Source organism: Agrobacterium sp. CGMCC 11546, from assembly GCF_013365515.1.
GTDB lineage: Bacteria > Pseudomonadota > Alphaproteobacteria > Rhizobiales > Rhizobiaceae > Agrobacterium > Agrobacterium fabrum.
In genome coordinates, this window is record NZ_CP047388.1 from 1712208 (window position 1) to 1731369 (window position 19162).

16 protein-coding genes are annotated in these 19162 nt (G+C 59.7%); 13 read left to right on the forward strand and 3 right to left on the reverse strand.

Annotated elements, in window-relative coordinates; genetic code table 11:
• Positions 1 to 26 precede the first annotated feature (26 nt).
• From GSF67_RS22365 to GSF67_RS22390, 6 genes are all read left to right on the forward strand, one after another.
• Positions 27 to 1202, forward strand: coding sequence for an efflux RND transporter periplasmic adaptor subunit (locus GSF67_RS22365; RefSeq protein WP_083815974.1), 1176 nt, complete (start codon positions 27 to 29; stop codon positions 1200 to 1202).
• 12 nt (positions 1203 to 1214) lie between these two features.
• On the forward strand, positions 1215 to 4349 hold the full coding sequence (locus tag GSF67_RS22370) for an efflux RND transporter permease subunit (RefSeq protein WP_006314772.1): 3135 nt from the start codon (positions 1215 to 1217) through the stop codon (positions 4347 to 4349).
• A gap of 119 nt (positions 4350 to 4468) precedes the next feature.
• Positions 4469 to 5092: a TetR family transcriptional regulator gene (locus GSF67_RS22375; RefSeq protein ID WP_006314770.1), complete on the forward strand. Its 624-nt coding sequence runs from the start codon at positions 4469 to 4471 to the stop codon at positions 5090 to 5092.
• A gap of 193 nt (positions 5093 to 5285) precedes the next feature.
• A complete protein-coding gene (locus tag GSF67_RS22380; protein WP_006314768.1) occupies positions 5286 to 6809 on the forward strand; it encodes a sugar ABC transporter ATP-binding protein in 1524 nt (507 codons plus the stop codon).
• A 52-nt stretch (positions 6810 to 6861) separates the two neighbouring features.
• On the forward strand, positions 6862 to 7863 hold the full coding sequence (locus GSF67_RS22385) for an ABC transporter permease (protein ID WP_035216160.1): 1002 nt from the start codon (positions 6862 to 6864) through the stop codon (positions 7861 to 7863).
• A gap of 72 nt (positions 7864 to 7935) precedes the next feature.
• Entirely contained in the window at positions 7936 to 8889 is a 954-nt protein-coding gene (locus GSF67_RS22390; protein WP_006314766.1) for a substrate-binding domain-containing protein, read from the forward strand.
• A gap of 72 nt (positions 8890 to 8961) precedes the next feature.
• Here GSF67_RS22390 and GSF67_RS22395 read toward each other — a convergent pair whose 3' ends face one another.
• On the reverse strand, positions 8962 to 9855 hold the full coding sequence (locus GSF67_RS22395) for a LysR family transcriptional regulator (protein ID WP_006314765.1): 894 nt from the start codon (positions 9853 to 9855) through the stop codon (positions 8962 to 8964).
• Between the two features lie 537 nt (positions 9856 to 10392).
• Here GSF67_RS22395 and odc2 point away from each other — a divergent pair.
• The 7 genes from odc2 (at position 10393) to GSF67_RS22430 (ending at position 17193) form a co-directional block, all read left to right on the forward strand.
• Entirely contained in the window at positions 10393 to 11526 is a 1134-nt protein-coding gene (odc2, locus tag GSF67_RS22400; RefSeq protein WP_006314764.1) for an ornithine/lysine decarboxylase, read from the forward strand.
• Between the two features lie 250 nt (positions 11527 to 11776).
• Positions 11777 to 12346: a GNAT family N-acetyltransferase gene (locus tag GSF67_RS22405; protein ID WP_006314763.1), complete on the forward strand. Its 570-nt coding sequence runs from the start codon at positions 11777 to 11779 to the stop codon at positions 12344 to 12346.
• A 146-nt stretch (positions 12347 to 12492) separates the two neighbouring features.
• The gene (locus tag GSF67_RS22410) at positions 12493 to 12894 is read left to right on the forward strand and encodes a MarR family winged helix-turn-helix transcriptional regulator (RefSeq protein ID WP_035216171.1); all 402 of its coding nucleotides are present in this window, start codon (positions 12493 to 12495) and stop codon (positions 12892 to 12894) included.
• A gap of 69 nt (positions 12895 to 12963) precedes the next feature.
• Positions 12964 to 14259: an MFS transporter gene (locus GSF67_RS22415; protein ID WP_006314759.1), complete on the forward strand. Its 1296-nt coding sequence runs from the start codon at positions 12964 to 12966 to the stop codon at positions 14257 to 14259.
• Positions 14260 to 14532: 273 nt separating this feature from the next.
• The gene (locus tag GSF67_RS22420; protein WP_006314753.1) at positions 14533 to 15219 is read left to right on the forward strand and encodes an OmpW family protein; all 687 of its coding nucleotides are present in this window, start codon (positions 14533 to 14535) and stop codon (positions 15217 to 15219) included.
• Between the two features lie 209 nt (positions 15220 to 15428).
• A complete protein-coding gene (locus GSF67_RS22425; RefSeq protein ID WP_006314752.1) occupies positions 15429 to 15872 on the forward strand; it encodes a glyoxalase superfamily protein in 444 nt (147 codons plus the stop codon).
• A 214-nt stretch (positions 15873 to 16086) separates the two neighbouring features.
• Entirely contained in the window at positions 16087 to 17193 is a 1107-nt protein-coding gene (locus GSF67_RS22430; protein ID WP_035216158.1) for an acyltransferase, read from the forward strand.
• A 57-nt stretch (positions 17194 to 17250) separates the two neighbouring features.
• On the opposite strand, the gene GSF67_RS22435 is transcribed toward GSF67_RS22430, so the two are convergent.
• Both GSF67_RS22435 and ugpE read right to left on the reverse strand, forming a co-directional pair.
• Positions 17251 to 18312: a sn-glycerol-3-phosphate import ATP-binding protein UgpC gene (locus GSF67_RS22435; RefSeq protein WP_006314750.1), complete on the reverse strand. Its 1062-nt coding sequence runs from the start codon at positions 18310 to 18312 to the stop codon at positions 17251 to 17253.
• Positions 18312 to 19160 (reverse strand): sn-glycerol-3-phosphate ABC transporter permease UgpE, encoded by an 849-nt coding sequence (gene ugpE, locus GSF67_RS22440; protein ID WP_006314749.1) that lies wholly within the window; start codon positions 19158 to 19160, stop codon positions 18312 to 18314. Before ugpE ends, GSF67_RS22435 begins: the two co-directional genes overlap by 1 nt.
• Between the last annotated feature and the right edge of the window lie 2 nt (positions 19161 to 19162).

Below are 19162 nucleotides of genomic sequence, written 5' to 3' on the forward strand. Positions count from 1 at the left end.
CTTATTTTGTGGATTCGGAGCGCAGTATGGCGAAGAGATTTGGGCAGATCGCAGCGGTGTTGTTGACAGGCATCGTTCTGGTCGGGTGTAGCGATGAGCAGGCGTCCGCGCCCGCCGCACCTCCGCCCGGTGCGGTCAAGGTTGTGGCCGTGAAGCCGGAAGAACTGCCCATCACCAACGAATTGCCGGGGCGCATCGCGCCGACGCGGCTTGCCGAAGTGCGCCCACGCGTTTCAGGCATCATCGTGGAGCGGGTGTTTGAGCAGGGTTCGCTGGTGAAGGAAGGCGACGTTCTCTACCGGATCGATCGTGCGCCATTCCAGGTACGTGTCGATAGCGCCGAGGGTACGCTACGCCGGGCGCAGGCCGCCCAACTGCAGGCGAGGCAGACCGCCGACCGACAGCAGCAGCTGCGCCGCTCCAATGTCGGCTCGCAGCAGGAATTCGACAACGCCATCGCTTTGCTGGCGCAGGCCGATGCCGAAGTGGCGGTGGCGGAGGCCGGCGTTGCGGAAGCAAGGCTTAATCTGCAATATGCCGATGTGAAGGCCCCGATCAGCGGCGTCATCGGCCGGGCACGCATCACCGAAGGCGCGCTGGTCAGCGCCACCGGTTCGGAAAGCCTGGCAACGATCCAGCAGCTTGATCCGATCTATGCCGACTTCACCCAGCCCGCCGCCGATCTCATTCGCCTGCGCAAGGCGCTGCAGGACGGCCAGCTGATGACCGGCCAGAACGAGGCCGAAGTCAATCTGCTGTTTGATGACGGCAGCCGTTATCCGGTTTCCGGCCGCCTGCTGTTCTCCGAAGCGGCGGTGGATGAAACTACCGGCCAGGTGACGCTGCGCGGCGAATTCCCCAACCCGAATGGTGATCTTTTGCCGGGCATGTATGTCCGCGTCCAGATCCAGCAGGGCATTCAGAAGGCGGCCTTTGCCGTGCCGCAGCAGGCAGTGCAGCGCGATGCGGGCGGGCAGGCAAGCGTGCTTGTCGTTAATGCCGAGGATACCGTCGAACAGCGGCGCGTCAGCGTCGGCCGCTCCATCGGTGACCGCTGGGTGATTTCGGAAGGCCTTGACGATGGCGACCGCGTCGTCGCCGAAGGTTTCCAGAAAACCGCGCCGGGCGCCAAGGTGAAGCCCGAACCGTGGTCGCAGGAGCCTGATGTCGCTGCTGCCCCCGCGGCCGCCGCGAAGCAATAAGGACCGATTTCCATGGCACGTTTTTTCATCGATCGGCCCATTTTTGCCTGGGTCGTCGCCATCTTCATCATGCTGGCGGGCCTGCTCGCCATACCCATGCTGCCGATTGCGCAATATCCGAATGTGGCCCCGCCGCAGATTTCGATCGGCACCAACTATCCGGGTGCCTCGCCGGAAGACATCTATCAGAGTGTTACCCGGCCCGTCGAGGAAGAGCTGAACGGCGTTCCCGGTCTCATCTACTTTGAATCGACGTCGGAATCCTCCGGCCGTATTTCGATCAACGTGACCTTCGAGCCGGGTACCAATATCGGCGAAGCCCAGGTCGAAGTTCAAAACCGCATCGCGCGTGTCGAGCCCCGTCTGCCCCGGTCTGTGACGCAGCAGGGCCTGCGTGTCGAACAGGCCGGCACATCGTTTCTGATGATGGTGGCGCTGACCTCCGTCGACGGCAACACCGATGCCATCGGTCTTGGCGATTATCTCAGCCGTAACGTGCTGGGTGAATTGCGCCGTGTGCCGGGTGTCGGCAGCGCACAGCTGTTCGCTACCCAGCGCTCCATGCGCATCTGGATGGATCCCGACAAGATGTTGGGTCTCAGCCTGACCTCGGACGATGTCATCAACGCCATTCAGGCGCAGAACTCGCAGGTTGCCGCCGGCCGCATCGGCGCATCGCCAAACCCTGTCGGCCAGCAGATTTCTGCGACCGTCAACGTCCAGGGCCAGCTGACCTCGCCCGAGGAATTCGGCTCCATCGTGCTGCGCGCCAATCCCGACGGTTCATCGGTGCGGCTGCGTGATGTCGCGCGTGTCGAAGTGGGCGGCGAGAGCTACAATTTCTCGAGCCGCCTCAACGGTAAACCGAGTGCTGCCATCGGCGTACAGCTGTCACCAACGGCAAATGCCATGCAGACCTCCGAAGGCGTTCGCGCGACGATGGAAGAGTTGTCGCGTTATTTCCCGCAGGGCATCGAATATGAGATTCCCTATGATACCAGTCCCTTCGTCAAGATCTCGATCGAGAAGGTCATTCACACGCTGATCGAGGCAATGATCCTTGTCTTCGTGGTGATGTTCGTCTTCCTGCAGAACATCCGCTACACGATCATTCCGACACTGGTGGTGCCCGTGGCGCTGCTGGGCACCTGCGCCGTCATGTATGTCTCGGGGTTCTCGATCAACGTGCTCACCATGTTCGCGATGGTTCTCGCCATCGGCATTCTGGTGGACGACGCGATCGTCGTTGTCGAGAATGTCGAACGCATCATGGCTGAGGAGCATCTGTCGCCGAAGGAGGCGACCCGAAAGGCCATGGGCCAGATTTCGGGTGCCATCATAGGCATCACGCTGGTGCTGACCGCGGTGTTCGTGCCGATGGCCTTTTTCCCGGGCGCTGTCGGCATCATCTACCAACAGTTCAGTCTGACCATGGTAGTTTCCATCCTGTTCTCGGGCTTCCTCGCGCTGTCGCTCACGCCCGCGCTCTGCGCCTCGTTCCTGAAGCCGATCAAGGCAGGGCATCACGAGAAGAAAGGATTTTTTGGCTGGTTCAACCGCAATTTCGATAAGGCGTCGCACAAATACTCCTCCTCGGTGGGCGGCATCATCAAGCGCTCAGGCCGCTTCATGATCATCTATGCGGCTCTGCTTGCCGGTCTCGGCTGGGCCTATATGCAGCTGCCAAGCTCGTTCCTGCCAAACGAGGACCAGGGCTATCTGATCGTCGATATTCAGGCGCCGGCGGAAGCCAGCACCGAGCGCACCCTGCAATCCATCCAGCAGATCGAGAAAATCTTCATGGAAGAGCCGGCGGTGGAGCGCGTCATTGCGATCTCGGGCTTCTCCTTCTCAGGGTCAGGCCAGAATGCCGGCCTTGCTTTCGCGACGCTGAAGGACTGGAGCGAACGTGGACCCGAGGATTCGGCTGCGGCCATCTCCGCCCGGATCAACGGCAAGCTTTGGGGCCTGCCGGATGCCATGTCGTTCGCCTTGTCGCCGCCGCCTATTCAGGGTCTGGGCAACTCGAGCGGCTTCACCTTCCGTCTTCAGGATAGGTCGGGTGCCGGTCAAACCGCACTCAGCGCAGCAGGCGCCCAGCTCATGGCCGCCGCCCGCCAGAGCCCCATCCTTGCCGGTCTTCGCATCGAAGGCATGCCGGATGCGGCGCAGGTGAACCTCATCATCGACCGTGAAAAGGCCAACACCTTCGGTGTCACCTTCAGCGACATCAACGCCACCATCTCGGCCAATATGGGTTCGTCCTACGTCAACGACTTCCCCAATGCCGGCCGCATGCAGCGCGTGACGGTGCAGGCGGAGCAGGGCCAGCGTATGAAGACCGAGGATCTTTTGAACCTCAACGTCCGCAATGCCAATGGTGGCATGGTGCCGGTCAGCTCATTCGCTTCGGTGGAATGGGTTCGCGGTCCCTCGCAGGTGGTCGGTTATAACGGCTATCCGGCAATCCGTGTCAGCGGCCAGTCCGCGCCCGGTTACTCCTCCGGTGATGCGATTGCCGAAATGGAGCGTCTGGCGCGTGAGTTGCCTGGTGGTTTCGGTTTCGAATGGACTGGGCAGTCGCTGCAGGAAATCCAGTCGGGCTCGCAGGCGCCGGCACTTATCGGCCTCAGCGTGCTGTTCGTCTTCCTGCTGCTGGCGGCGCTTTATGAAAGCTGGTCCATTCCGCTCTCGGTCATGCTGGTGGTGCCGCTCGGCGTCATCGGTTCGGTGGCGGCGGTGATGCTGCGCGGCATGCCGAACGACGTCTACTTCCTCGTCGGCCTCGTCGCCATTATCGGGCTTTCGGCCAAGAACGCGATCCTGATCATCGAATTTGCCAAGGATCTGCGGGCGGAAGGCAAATCCACCTATGATGCGACAGTGGAGGCGGCCCACCTGCGCTTCCGGCCGATCCTCATGACCTCGCTCGCCTTCTCGCTCGGCGTGCTGCCGATGGCAATTGCCTCGGGCGCCAGCGCGGCGAGCCAGAACGCCATCGGCACCGGCGTTCTGGGCGGTATGATCTCGGCGACGATCCTCGCGATCTTCTTCGTTCCCGTCTTCTTCGTCTTTGTCATGAAGTTTTTCGGGGATCGGAAGAAGGACGACAAGATTGCTGCTGACGCCGTATCGCCGGCGGAATAAAACCAGGAGTGAAGTCCCGGCCGAGAGTTATGTGAATTCGTTCATCTGACTGACAGACCGGCACTGCGAACAAGGCACGGTGCGAAAGCGCCGTGCCGTGATTGGAAGGAGACATCAGCATGCGCCGAACCAAGGCCGAGGCAGAAGAGACGCGTCAGGCGATCCTTGCCGCCGCCGAGCGGGTGTTCTTCAAAAAGGGTGTGGCCAATAGTTCACTGGACGAGGTGGCGGCCGCGGCCGGTGTCACGCGTGGCGCCATATACTGGCATTTTTCCAGCAAGGCCGACCTTTTCATTGGCCTTTACGAATCCGTAGCGCTGCCGGAATCGGATCTGCTGGATTTTGGCGATCCGGACCTCAAGGGGACAGCACTGCTGGCCAAGATCGAGGAGGCGACGTGCAAGTGGCTTGCGCTTCTGGCAGAAGACGAACAACGCCAGCGCATCATGACGATCAGCCTGCGTACCAATTATTCCGACGAGTTCGCCCCGGTCCTTCATGCGCAGGAAGAACTGGACCGTCACCACAAAGACGTGCTGGAGGCCGCTTTTCAGCGTGTACAGTCAGAGGGTGTCTTCAACGATAATTGGACGGCAGAGTCGGCGCTCGGTGCGCTTTACTGGCTGCTGAAAGGCATAGTCTATGACTGGCTGCTGTTCGGTAAACGTTTCGATCTGGTCAAGGAAGGGGCCGAGGCGATGCATCGTCTCATGAAGGGATTTCAACGTCCTCCAGCACCTTGACCGGAGCGCTGCATCACCCTGCCGCGCCGGTCAAATTTGAGTGTATTCTAAAAGACCAGCGAAAATTGCTTTACGTACCTCAAAACGGACGCTAGCTTCTTCCTGGAGCTTTGGGAGGAGTTCGCAGATGATCATTTCAGGTATAATCAAGGGGCAAATGCCGTCCGTTTCCGTTGGATATCGGTGACGGTACATGGCTTTTGCTGACGAATCTCCAGACCCGGCCCTGATCCGGACGGTTGGGCTGTCGAAGTCTTTCGGTCCGGTACAGGTCCTGAAGGATATCGAGATTGCGGTGCGGGCCGGCGAGGTTCACGCGATCATCGGTGAGAACGGTGCCGGCAAGTCGACGCTGATGAAGCTTCTGGCCGGCAATGAGGAGCCGTCGGGCGGGGAAATCCACATCGATGGCGAAGCCGTTGCGCTGAGTGGACCGGTGGACGCCGAACATCGCGGCATCGTCCTCGTGCATCAGGAAATATTGCTGGCGCCGGATCTGACGGTGGCCCAGAACATCTATCTCGGCCGCGAATTGCGCCGGGGCCCGATGATGGACGACCGGGCCATGCGGGCCGGAGCTCGCAAAGCGATAGCCGATCTCGGCGGCACGATCGATCCCGATGCCATCGTCGGCAGCCTTTCGATTGCCCAGCGGCAACTGGTACAGATTGCCCGTGTTCTGCTCGTGCCCCATCGCGTCGTCATTTTCGATGAGCCGACCGCTAGCCTGACGCCCATCGAAACCGATGCGCTGCTGAACGTCATCAGGGACATCAGGGCCAAGGGCGTGTCCGTGCTTTATATTTCGCACCGCCTGCCTGAAGTGAAGGAGATCGCCGACCGGGTGACTGTCCTTCGTGATGGCCGGCTGGTCGCTTCGCACGCGGCATCGGACCTGCAGCCTGCCGATATGGCGCGGCTGATGGTGGGGCGCGATGTCGCCAAGCTCTATCCGGACCGGCATGCCGGCGGCGAGCACGAACCGGTTCTGCAGGTGGAGCATTTCACCGTTCCCGGTTATGCGCAGGATGCCGGCTTCAGCCTGCGCAAGGGAGAAATCCTCGGTTTTGCGGGCCTGGTGGGGGCGGGGAGAACAGAGCTGATGGAAGGTGTCCTCGGCCTGCGGGCCGGGCGCGGAAATATCCGCCATCTGGGTCGACAGGTGCATTTCGCAAAAGCCGAAGACAGTCTGAAGGCCGGCATCGTTTATCTGAGCGAGGACCGCAAGGGCAAAGGATTGCTGCTGACCAAGGATCTGCGGGTCAATCTCACGCTCGCTTCGCTCAACAAGTTCAGCCGGCTCTTTCAGATCGATATCCGCCGGGAGGCGCAGGCGCTCGACGATGCGGTGCGCGATTTCGACATCCGCACCGGCCGCAAGGACCTGCTGGCGGGCCAGCTGTCCGGCGGCAACCAGCAGAAGCTGCTGCTCGCCAAGATGATGCTGCTCGATCCGTCCATCGTCATCATCGATGAGCCAACGCGCGGTATCGATATCGGCACCAAGGAACAGATCTACCGTTTCATTGCCAGCCTTGCGGATGAGGGGCGGTCGATCATCGTCGTTTCCTCTGAAATGCCGGAGCTGATCGGCATCTGCGACCGTATTCTCGTGATGCGTTCGGGCCGGATCGTCGGCGAGGTGGCGGGCGAGCGGATGACCGAAAACGACATCGTGGCGCTGGCGACGGGCGTCCATACGCAGGAATTCGCCTGAGGCCCGCCTGTCATTTGAATAAGGCCTGAAGAAAAGACAATTGAGGGGAAATATGACTGAGGCCGCACTCGATAACGGCAAAACGCCGAAAACCTCGAAGGACTGGGACCTGCGCGCCGTTGCACCTTTCGTGGCGCTGGCCCTGCTGCTGGTGCTCGGCACCATCGCCAATCCGAATTTTATCGGCATCGACAATCTTTTGAATGTCGTGACTCGCAGCGCGTTCATTGCCATCATCGCGCTCGGTGCCACCTATGTCATCACGTCGGGCGGGCTTGATCTCTCCGTCGGCGCCATGGTCGCCTTCGTCGCCAGCCTGATGATCCTGTTCATGAACAGCGGTGTCATCGCCAGCCCGCTCTTGATGTTGCTCACGGCCATGGCGCTGGCCATCGCCATCGGCGCGGCCTGCGGGCTGACGAACGGTCTCATCACCACCATCGGCCGCATCGAGCCTTTTATCGCCACGCTCGGCACCATGGGCATTTACCGAGGGCTCACCACCTGGCTGTCGCAAGGCGGAGCGATCACGCTGCGCAACCCGGAAATCCAGACGCTTTATCGCCCGGTCTATTTCGGCAATGTCCTCGGCGTGCCGGTGCCGGTCATCGTGATTTTCGTGACGGCCGCCATCGCCGCCTTCGTGCTTTATCGCACCCGTTACGGCCGGCATCTGACTGCCGTCGGTTCCAGCGAGGACGTGGCGCGTTATTCCGGCATTTCGGTCGTCCGGGTGCGTACGATTGCCTATGTGGTTCAGGGGCTCTGCGTTGCCGTTGCCGTGCTTCTTTACGTGCCGCGTCTTGCCTCCACCTCGGCCACGACAGGCATGTTGTGGGAATTGCAGGCCATCACCGCCGTCGTCGTCGGCGGCACGGCGCTGCGTGGCGGGGTGGGGCGCATCTGGGGCACGATCTGCGGCGCCTTCATTCTGGAGATCGTCGGCAATATCATGATCCTGTCGAACTTCGTCAGCGAATATCTGATCGGTGCCATTCAGGGGGCGATCATCATCATCGCCATGCTGGTGCAGCGCTCGCTCAGCCGCAGGTAACACATCACGCCGCGCCATGTGGGGCAGGTGCGGTTGGAGGAGGAACGCCCCGGTCTTGGGAGGAAAGAGACTATGCGTAGAAAATTCATCGGCGTGGCATTTGTCGCGCTGGCTGCCGTCCTTGCGGGTTCTGCTCAGGCGCAGGACAAGAAGGTGACGATCGGCGTGTCCATCCCGGCGGCCGACCATGGCTGGACGGCGGGCGTCGTTTACCACGCCGAGCGTGTGGCCAAGCTCCTTATGAAGGAGCATCCGGGGCTCAACGTCATCGTCAAGACCTCGCCGGATGCCGCCAACCAGGCAAACGCGCTTCAGGATCTTGCGGTGCAGGGGCTGGACGCACTGGTCGTGCTGCCGTCGGATCCCGATCCGCTCGTCAACGCCATCAAGGAAATCAAGGACAAGGGCACCTTCGTCGCGCTTGTCGACCGCGCGCCGAGCGTCAACGACAATTCGATCCGCGATCTCTATGTTGCGGGTAACAACCCGGCACTCGGACAGGTGGCTGGCGAATACATCAAGAAGACCACGCCTGACGCGGAAGTGGTGGTCATTCGCGGCCTGCCGATCCCGATCGACCAGCAGCGCCAGGATGGTTTCGACAAGGGTATTGCCGGCTCCGGCGTCAAGGTTCTCGACCGCCAGTACGGCAACTGGAACCGCGACGACGCCTTCCGCGTGATGCAGGACTATCTGACCAAATACAAGAAGATCGACGTGGTCTGGTGTCAGGACGACGACATGGCGATCGGCGTGCTGGAGGCGATCCAGCAGGCGAAGCGCACCGATATCAAGTATATCGTTGCGGGTGCCGGTTCCAAGGACATGATCAAGAAGGTCATGGACGGCGACAAGCTGGTGCCGGTCGACGTGCTTTATCCGCCGGCGATGGTGGCGACCGCCATGCAGCTGACAGCAGGTCATTTCTACGATCAGGTGCCTGTTGCCGGCGAGTATATTCTCGACGCGACGCTCATCACCAAGGACAACGCCAAGCAGTTCTACTTCCCGGATTCGCCTTTCTGAGAATCCCGCACATGAAAACGCCCGCCAAAAGGCGGGCGTTTTTGTTTATTGGGGCCCGATGAAAACCTTTCCTCAGCCGCCCTTGCGAAACCACGCGGAGAGATAGTCCACGAAACTGCGCACCTTGGCAGGCAGGTAGCGGCGGTGCGGATAGACCGCATAGATACCGCGATCCTTGGAAATATAATCGTCGAACAGGGTCACCAGCTCACCGGACTGGATGTGCGGACGGGCGATGAAATCCGGCACCATGGCGATGCCGAGCCCGGCGCGGGCGGCGCGCAACGTTGCCTGCGGGCTATTCACCTCGATCGGCCCGCTGATGGCGACCGAGTTCGAGCCGCCATCCGGTTCGAAATAACGCACGGTATTATGAAAGCGGGTATTGGTGTCGATGATGAAGGGCACGCGGGCAAAATCCTGTGGCCCGTCGAGCGGTCCATGCTTCGCCACGAAATCCGCCGTCGCCACCGCATAAACCCGGAAATCAGAAAGCTTGCGGGCAATGAGACCCGAATCCTCCAGCCGTGTGATACGGATCGCAAGGTCGAAGCCTTCTTCGATCAGATCGACGAATCGGTCGTCGGCGACGATTTCCAGCACCAGTTCCGGGTTTTCCTTGGCGAAATCGATCAGGCTCTGGCCGACATCGGCATCGATGAAAGTGCGCGGCACCGAAATTCTGAGCTTGCCCTTGAGATCGGCATTCTTCTCGCGCACCAGGTCGGCAAGGTTGTCGATCTCCTTCAAAATGTCCGAGGCGGTGCGGTAATAGGTGTGTCCGGCCTCGGTCAGCGAGAACTGCCGGGTGGTGCGGTTGAGAAGCAGCGCGCCGAGATCATCCTCAAGCTCCCGGACATATTTGGACAGAAGCGCTTTGGAACGCCCGGTCTTGCGGGCGGCGGCGGAAAAACCTTCCGCCTCGACAACATCGATAAAGGCGCGGATGCGGGTGAGCGTGTCCATGAAAATCCTCCGGTTCGTTCCATATAATTGAACGCTGGGCAGCGACTGTTCAACCCTAAAATCATTGCTGAAAAAATCCGCGCTTTGATGAAAAAATTCTCTTGATTATGACTGCGAATATTCTTATCTCCCGTGCTGCCCAAAGTCGCACGTGCCCATGTGTGTCCGCCGAGTCCTCGATGTGGTGAGGATTTAGGTAAGGTACCTGGAACTAACCCCTCCAGTCGCTATTCCGGCCAACCGGGAAATGCGAGGACATATGAAGCAACGACGGTGCGGGCCTTTCTGGTTCTCTGCCGGCTTTCCATCAGCCGGGGTACTGAAGAGGCACACCATCATTGCCTGAAGTGCGGTCGGGTCATTCCCTCCAATCGATGGCAGACAAAGCCGAATGATGCTCTGGCAGGGCATCGTTCACATTCGCGCCTTGAGCGTATGCTATCGATTCTGCGCCTCCACCGGCTGATTCGAGTGCATATCTCGAGCGTCCTTTGTCCTCCGGATTCTGCCGGAGTCGGTTTTATAGGGAATATATCGATGACGACTGCACGCATTCTCGACTTCATCAAGACCCGACGTCCCGAAGGCCCTTGCCTCGTGGTTGATCTCGACGTCGTGCGCGACAATTTCAACGCGTTCCGGCATTCCCTGCCGAACAGCGCTATCTATTATGCCGTCAAGGCAAACCCGGCTCCAGAAATCCTGAAGCTGCTCGCTTCGCTCGGCTCCAACTTCGATTGCGCCTCCGTGGCTGAAATCCAGATGGCGCTCGATGCCGGTGCAACGTCAGACCGGATTTCCTTCGGCAACACCATCAAGAAGGAACGCGACGTCGCCCGTGCTCACGCGCTCGGCATCGATCTCTTCGCCGTTGATAGCCATGAGGAAGTCGAGAAGGTTGCCCGTGCCGCCCCCGGCGCGCGCGTGTTCTGCCGCGTGCTGACGGATGGCGAAGGTGCTGAATGGCCGCTGTCGCGCAAGTTCGGCTGCGTGCCGCAGATGGCCGTCGATGTTCTGGTCTATGCGCATCAGATGGGTCTGGAATCCTACGGCGTTTCCTTCCATGTCGGCTCGCAGATGATGAACCTCGACGCATGGGATGCAGCACTTGCCGATGCCAAGCGCGTTTTTGCGTCGCTTGCCAAGCAGGGCATCCACCTGCAGATGGTCAACATGGGCGGTGGTTTCCCGACCAAGTACCTGCGCGACGTCCCTGCTGCCGAAGAATACGGCCAGGCGATCGATACGGCGCTGCGCAAGCACTTCGGCAACCAGATCCCGAAGACGATCATCGAGCCGGGCCGCGGCATGGTCGGCAATGCCGGCGTCATCAAGGCGGAAGTCGTTCTCGTGTCGAAGAAGTCCGACAACGACAACCACCGCTGGGTATTCCTCGACATCGGCAAGTTCGGCGGTCTCGCCGAGACGATGGACGAGGCAATCCGTTACCCGATCCGCACCGAGCGTGATCAGGACGAGATGCAGCCCTGCGTTCTGGCCGGCCCGACCTGCGACAGCGCCGACGTGCTGTATGAAAAGAACATGTATCCGCTGCCGGTCTCGCTGACCATCGGCGATGAAGTTCTGATCGAAGGCACGGGTGCTTACACGACGACCTATTCGGCGGTTGCCTTTAATGGCTTCGAGCCGCTGAAGGCTTACGTCATCTAGGCATCGGGCCGAAAAGTGTAACGCGGTTTTCGGAAAACCCGATGCGCAGGTCAAAAAGTCCGAACGCCGCCCGCTGAACAGGGCGGCGTCTCGACCAAGCTTCCGTTCCGGCCCTGCCGATTGTGCTGTTGCGCAAATCCCTGCTTGCTGCACCTCTTCCAGCCGAGGAAAGCGTGTCGGCGGGCCGGAGCGGTTTCACCATTTTTCATCAAGGGCCGCGTGTGGGCGGTTGTGTGACGGGAGGCCAAGGATGGCCGCTCTTTTGAATTCGGTACGGGCATTTTTCACGCCGCAGACATTTCATGTCGATCAGGAAAATCCGGGCGATGTCGTCGCCCGTGAGAACCTGCTGGACCGCGCCATGGGCGCCGGCCGTCGCCGCAAGTCTTCTGAAAAGCTGCGCGCCGGTCGCGTTCCGGCCGAAGGCCTGGCGCTTGTCGCTCGTGATGAGGACGGTCATGTCATCGCCACGGTGCGCCTGTGGAATGTCGAAGCCGGCATTTCGCGCGAAGGTCGTCCGGTCGAGGCGCTGCTGCTTGGCCCGTTGGCCGTCGATGCCGCCCATGAGGGCAAGGGCATCGGCTCCGCACTGATGCGGGCGGCGATCGGCGAAGCCACCAAGCGCGGCCATGGCGCCATCCTCCTGGTCGGCGACGCGCCTTATTACGAGCGCTTCGGCTTCTTTGCCGACAAGGCCCAGCACCTCATCATGCCCGGCCCGTTCGAGCGCAACCGTTTTCTGGCGCTGGAGCTGAAAGCTGGTTGGCTGGAAGGTGCCGCCGGTCTTCTGGTGGCAAACGGCCGCCGGCTCTCGGCCTGAGATGATCCTCGCTGCTGACATCGAACCCCGGCCCAAAGCCGGGGTTTATTGTTTTTATTATACGGTTCATGCGCCCGACTTTATCCCGCCGACAATTTTCCAGACGCCTCTTGCCTGCGATAAGTTGCGGGTATATACCCGATATGATGCCAAACGATCGTTGCCACTGCATTCTGTTGCGCAAAGCATCCCGCAAGGTCTCGTCCTATTATGACGAGGCACTGGCGCCGCTTGGCGTTAATATCGGCCAGTTCAGTCTGCTGCGGAACATTAACCGCACGGCGCCTGTTTCGCTGACCGACCTTGCCGCGCGGGTGGACCTGGATCGCTCCACCGTCGGCCGCAATGCCAGGGTACTGGCCCGGATGGGGCTGGTCGCCATCGGCCACGGTGAGGACCAGCGGGAGGCAATGCTGACCGTAACGGAGGAGGGGCAGGCGATCCTGAAGGCAGGTGCGCCGCTTTGGGACGGCGTGCAGGACGAGATTGAGGCCCGGCTGGGACCGGAAAAGACCGCGCAATTGCAGGAACTGCTCGCAGCCCTCTAATTTTTAGATCATGAAGCGGGTATCTACCCGTAAAACTCGGCCAGAGGCCGCTGGAAAGGGATTTTGAACATGCTCTCCACACGCCTTGCCAGCTGGATGGCCGGCAGAAACCTGCATTACGGTTGGGTCGTTGCCGTCACCACCTTTCTGACCATGCTGGCCACCGCCGGCGCGATGGGGTCTGCGGGGGTGATGATCCAGCCGCTGCATCAGGAGTTCGGCTGGGATATCGCCGATATTTCCTCCGCCATGGCGGTCCGGCTGGTGCTTTTTGGCCTGCTCGGGCCTTTCGCCGCCGCCTTCATGAACCATTTCGGCATCCGGCAGGTGGTATCGACGGCGCTCGCCCTGATCATGGGTGGCATCGTCGCATCCTTCTTCATGACGCAGGTCTGGCAATTGCTGCTTCTATGGGGTGTGGTGATCGGTGTGGGCACCGGCATGACCGCCCTGGTGCTGGGGGCTACGGTGGCGTCACGCTGGTTTTCCAAACGCCGGGGCCTGGTGATCGGCCTGATGACGGCCAGCAATGCCACGGGTCAGCTGGTGTTTCTGCCGCTGCTGGCGGCATTGACCGAGGCCTATGGCTGGCGGACGGCCCTGACGCTCTCCGTTGCGGTGATTGCAGCCGCCATGATCCTCGTTCTGCTTCTGATGCGCGATCACCCGTCCGATGTCGGCCTGCCAGCTTATGGTGAGACGGCGGTATCGAAGCCGCCGAAGCAGGACCACAATCTTCTCGCCACGCTGGCCTCACCGCTGGTGACGCTGAAAAGCGTGTCCGGCAACCCGGTTTTCTGGGTTCTGTTCGGCACATTCTTCGTTTGCGGGCTGTCCACCAATGGCCTGATCCAGACCCACTGGATTTCGATCTGCGGTGATTTCGGCATGGCCGCGGTTACGGCGGCGGGCACGCTGGCGGTGATCGGCATTTTCGATTTCTTCGGCACGATCTTCGCCGGCTGGCTTTCCGACCGTTTCGACAATCGATTCCTGCTGTTCTGGTTTTACGGTCTGCGCGGCCTCTCGCTGATTTATCTCTCCTTCTCGGGTTTCAGTTTCGTCGAGCTTTCGGTTTTCGCCGTCTTCTACGGGCTGGACTGGGTGGCAACGGTGCCGCCGACGGTGAAGCTCGCCGCCGAAAATTTTGGCCGTGAAAAAGCAGGTCTGGTGTTCGGTTGGGTCTTCGCCGGCCATCAACTGGGGGCTGCCACCGCCGCTTTCGGCGCCGGTTTCTTCAAGAGCGATTTTGACACCTATATGCCGGCGCTGCAGATTGCCGGCCTGATGTGCCTGATCGCGGCTTTCTCGGTGCTGCTTCTCAGGAAGCCGGGCTCCGCCGCCCTGACGCCGCAGGCGGCCTGAAGGTAAGGAAGGGCGTCGAACCGGCGCCCTTTTCCTTTTCAAGGGTATGAAAACGTCCGTCATAGGACAAGGTTTGTTGCGCAATTGTCACAATGCCGCTTGCTTCTTTGGCCTGACAGGCAATCGCCCTTCCCATTTGATCCATCTCAATCGGCCCACCCCGTCCATCGCCATAGTGGCTGCGATCCGGTGCGGCAGGCGAAGAGTCGCCAGCCCACCGTCATCAGCGGGTTCGGGAGTTGCCTGGCCGCGCTGCGCTATAGGAGAGATGGAATGATGAAGATGAACACGAAGACCGCCCTGCTGGCCAGCGTTGCGGCAATGATGATGGTAAACGGTGCGCTGGCTGCCGATCTGGCCCCGCTGGCACCGGCGCCCACGGCCGAACAGGCGATTGCGGCGGCAAGCCCGTGGATGCTGCGCGTGCGCGGCCTCGGCGTCATCACCAATGACAGCGGCAGCGTCGACGGCGTTCCGGGTGCGGGCCTGTCCTATTCGGATACCGTGATCCCCGAACTCGATATCAGCTATTTCTTCACCGACAACTTCGCCGCCGAACTCATCCTCGGCACCACCTATGCCAAGATCAATGGCGAGGGCGTGCTCGCCGGCACGCCTGTGGGCAAGACATGGCTGCTGCCGCCGACGCTGACGCTGCAATATCACTTTACTGATTTCGGTGCCTTCAAGCCCTATATCGGTGCGGGCGTGAACTATTCGCTGTTCTACAACCAGTCAGAAAAGCCCGGTTTCAGCAATCTCGATGTCAAGAACAAGCTCGGTGCAGCGGTACAGGTCGGTTTCGACTATATGCTGGACGAACATTGGGGCGTGAACTTCGACGTGAAGAAAATCTTTCTCAAGACCGACTGGACCGCCGAACTGGGCGGCACGCCGATCAGCGGCAAGGCGAAGCTCGATCCCTGGCTGATCGGCTCTGGTATCACCTATCGCTTCTGATTGAGGGATGGGCGTGAGCCCACCTTTGACGAGCGGCGCTTTCCGAGTTATACGGACGGCCACGGGCAGAGAGCCCCGGCCGTCCGCAGGCATTTATGCCCCTGGTGAAGCTCTTTTCCTGATAACGGTCATCCCCATGTTTTGCATGTCGTCGATGGCAACGCGGACACCCCTCGGAAAATTCGGCATGTCAATGTTGGAGAACCGTTATGAACGTGTCCAGACCACTTCCCGCGCTTGAGGGTCTGAAGGAACAGGCAAAACGCCTGCGCGCTGCCCTTGAGGAGCATGGGCAAACAATCACCCACTCGAAGGCGCTGGAACTCATCGCCGCGCAACATGGCTTCCGCGACTGGAACACCCTGCATGCGAGCGTTGGCAATCGCCCGGCCCTCAACCCCTATCTTCTGGGTTCAAGGGTGGAAGGCTTTTACCTCGGCCAGCCTTTCGTCGCCTCCGTGCTCGGTGTCCAGGCGCTCGGCGGAGAGCCCGAACGCTATCGGCTCACCCTGCATCTCGACGATCCCGTCGACGTCGTGACCTTCGAAAGCTTCTCCGCCTTCCGGCAGCGTGTTCACTGCAATATCGACACGTCAGGCCGCACGGTGGAGAAAACCTCGAACGGCCGGCCGCAGGTGGAATTGGTTTGGTAGGTAGCTCTTGTGATTAAACTTCGCGATAAGACTTTAACATAAGCGCCAAGCACCGTTGAAACCATTGCACTGCATTCCGGCGCGATCCGGGGTGCAGTTTTTTTAGGGGATAGGCGCATGGTGAGGACCGTTGCATTTTGTGCCCGTGCAGCAGTATAGTTCTCCAATAAGTACAAATATTACATTTTTATAAAAAATTTTGAACGAGGCATTGATGAGCGCGGATCGCAATCCCGGACGTTGGATTTACGTCGATTCCATTCGAGGCATAGCGGCTTTGGCAGTGATATATTTTCACATTGCTGAAGTGGCGTATAAAAACAGTTTTACGTCGAATTCTGTGGAGTATTATCTCTTCTATTTATTTACTGAATATTTTGACCTTGGAAAAATCGCGGTGGTCATGTTCTTCGCGGTTTCGGGTTTCGTTATTCCTTTTTCTTTGCTGAAAGCAAGTAGCGCCCCTCTACGTGGCTTCGCAATCTCACGATTTTTCAGGCTGTATCCCGCTTATTGGCTTTCAATGGTTCTGGCTCTCGCGATTATTCCACTGGTGCGCGGAGATCTTTTCACACTCAAGCAGATCATTGCCAACCTGACGATGCTGCAGCAATTTCTGGGGCAGCAAAATATTCTTGGCGTTTATTGGACGCTGCAGATAGAAATCATCTTCTACGCCGTCAGCGGCACGCTGTTTTATGTAAGACTCCTGCACAAACCGCAGGCAGCGGTTGGAGCGGTGGTGTTTTTCCTGTTATGCGCGGTCGCCATGGGAGCAGCCCGTTATATGGTGGGCATTAAATTGCCGGTTGCGATTCCGCTTGGACTGACTGTCATGTTCTGGGGCTTGTTGTGGCGTCATGGCGCCAGCGATCAGGCGGGGGCGAATCTACGAGGGCTTATCCTTGGCACGTCACTTCTTGTGATTGCCACTGTGCCAGTCATCAGCCTCTTGAGCTATAATGTGGATATGGGCTTCGGCGAGACCTGGTATCGCTATACAATTGCCTATTACGCGGGAATGGCGCTTTTTGCGCTGTTTACGACGAAGCTTCGTATCACGCATCCGGTTTTTGTCTGGCTTGGTGCGATAAGCTACTCCGTTTATCTGCTGGGCCCGGTCGCCCAGCCGATCGTGGAATATATTCTGCCCTATCGGCAACTCGCGCCTTATCCCATACATGTCATTATCGTGTTGACCTGTGTCCTGACGGTGATAATGGCGTATTTGAGCTATCGATTCATTGAGCTACCGTCCCAGAAACTTGGCAAAAAGCTCGCTCTTCGCCAGGCCTCCCTTCCGGCCGTGTCGTCTCCGTAAAATTTGCCCAGCGCGGTCGCGATAAGCGACCGGCTGGGCCTTCCTCGGGCCATCACTCTAAATCCGCTTGCCTGCCGCATCGAACAAATGGAAATCCTTAGCCTGCGCGGCGATCTTCAGCATCTCGCCTATGCGCAGCTGTGAGCGGCCCGGCACGCGGAAGACGATGGTGGTGCCGTCTGGAAACGAGCCGTGGACATAGCTTTCCGCCCCCACCAGTTCCACGGCGTCCACCTGCACCGTGCCGGTGAAGGCGGCATCGGCGGGTTCGGCTTCTGCCAACGTGATGTCTTCCGGGCGGATGCCGAGCGTCGCGACGGTTGGCGGCAGTGCGGCGGCGCCATTCACCGACCAGCCGGCTGAGCCATTGGACGAGGCCGCGCCATGGGACAGAAGGTTCATGGAGGGGGAGCCAATGAAGGTGGCGACGAAGGTGGTGGCCGGTTTTTCGTAAAGCTCTATCGGCGTGCCCATCTGCTCGATGCGGCCGGCATTTAGCACCACCAGCCGGTCTGCGAGTGTCATGGCCTCCATCTGGTCATGGGTGACATAAACGCTTGTCGTGGCGAGCGAGCGTTGCAGGCGGCGGATTTCGACGCGCATCTGCACACGCAGCTTGGCGTCGAGGTTGGAGAGCGGCTCGTCGAACAGGAAAGCCGCGGGTTTGCGCACGATGGCACGACCCATGGCCACTCGCTGACGCTGGCCGCCGGAAAGCTGGCGCGGCTTGCGCTCCAGGAACTGTTCGATTTCCAGAGCCTTGGCCGCCTCGGTGATGCGCCGCTCGATCTCCTCTTTCGGGGTGTTGCGGTTCTTCAGGCCATAGGCAAGGTTCTGCCGCACCGTCATATGCGGATAAAGCGCATAGTTCTGGAACACCATGGCGATGTCGCGGTCTGAGGGCTCGAGATCGTTGACGACGCGGTCACCGATGATGATCTGGCCGCCGGAAATACCTTCCAGTCCGGCGATCATACGCAGCAAGGTGGATTTTCCGCAGCCGGACGGGCCGACGAGTACGATCATTTCGCCGTCGGCGATCTCCATCGACACGCCCTTGATGGCCTCGACATTGCCGCCATAAACCTTGCGGACGTCTTTCAGCGCAATTTTTGCCATTACTTCTCGGTCTCCACCAAACCTTTGACGAACCAGCGCTGCATCAGCACCACAACCATAACAGGGGGGATGATGGCGAGGATCGCCGTCACCATCACATAATTCCAGGGCGTCGAAGCGTCGGTGAAATCCACCATGCGCTTGAGGCCGATGATGATCGTGTTCATCTTGGCATCGTTGGTGACGAGCAGCGGCCAGAGATACTGGGTCCAGCCATAGATGAACAGAATCACGAAAAGAGCGGCGATATTGGTTCTCGACAGCGGCAGCAGAATATCGCGCATGAAGCGGAACGGGCCGGCATTGTCGATACGCGCCGCCTCGACCAGCTCACCGGGAATGGTGAGGAAAAACTGCCGGAACAGGAAGGTGGCCGTTGCCGATGCCATCAATGGCAGCGTCAGGCCGGCATAGGTGTCGATCAACCCGAGGTCGACGATGACCTTATAGGTCGGCAAAATGCGCACTTCCACCGGCAGCATGAGGGTGATGAAGATCATCCAGAAAAAGCCCATGCGGAAGGGAAAGCGGAAAAACACGATGGCGAAGGCCGACAGGAACGAGATGACGATCTTGCCGATGGCGATGGCGAGCGCGACGACGAAGCTGTTGAACAGTAGCCGCTCGAGGCTGACGCCAACCACTCTTTCGACACCGCCGACCATAGCCTCGGTGTAATTCGCACTGAGATGATTGCCCGGCAGCAGCGACATGGGCGGGCGGATGATATCATTCGATGTCATGGAGGACGCGACGAAGGTGTAATAGATCGGGAAGGCCACAATGATGATGCCGAGAACCAGCATCAGATGGGCAATCACGCGGGCGATGGGGCGATTTTCAATCATCG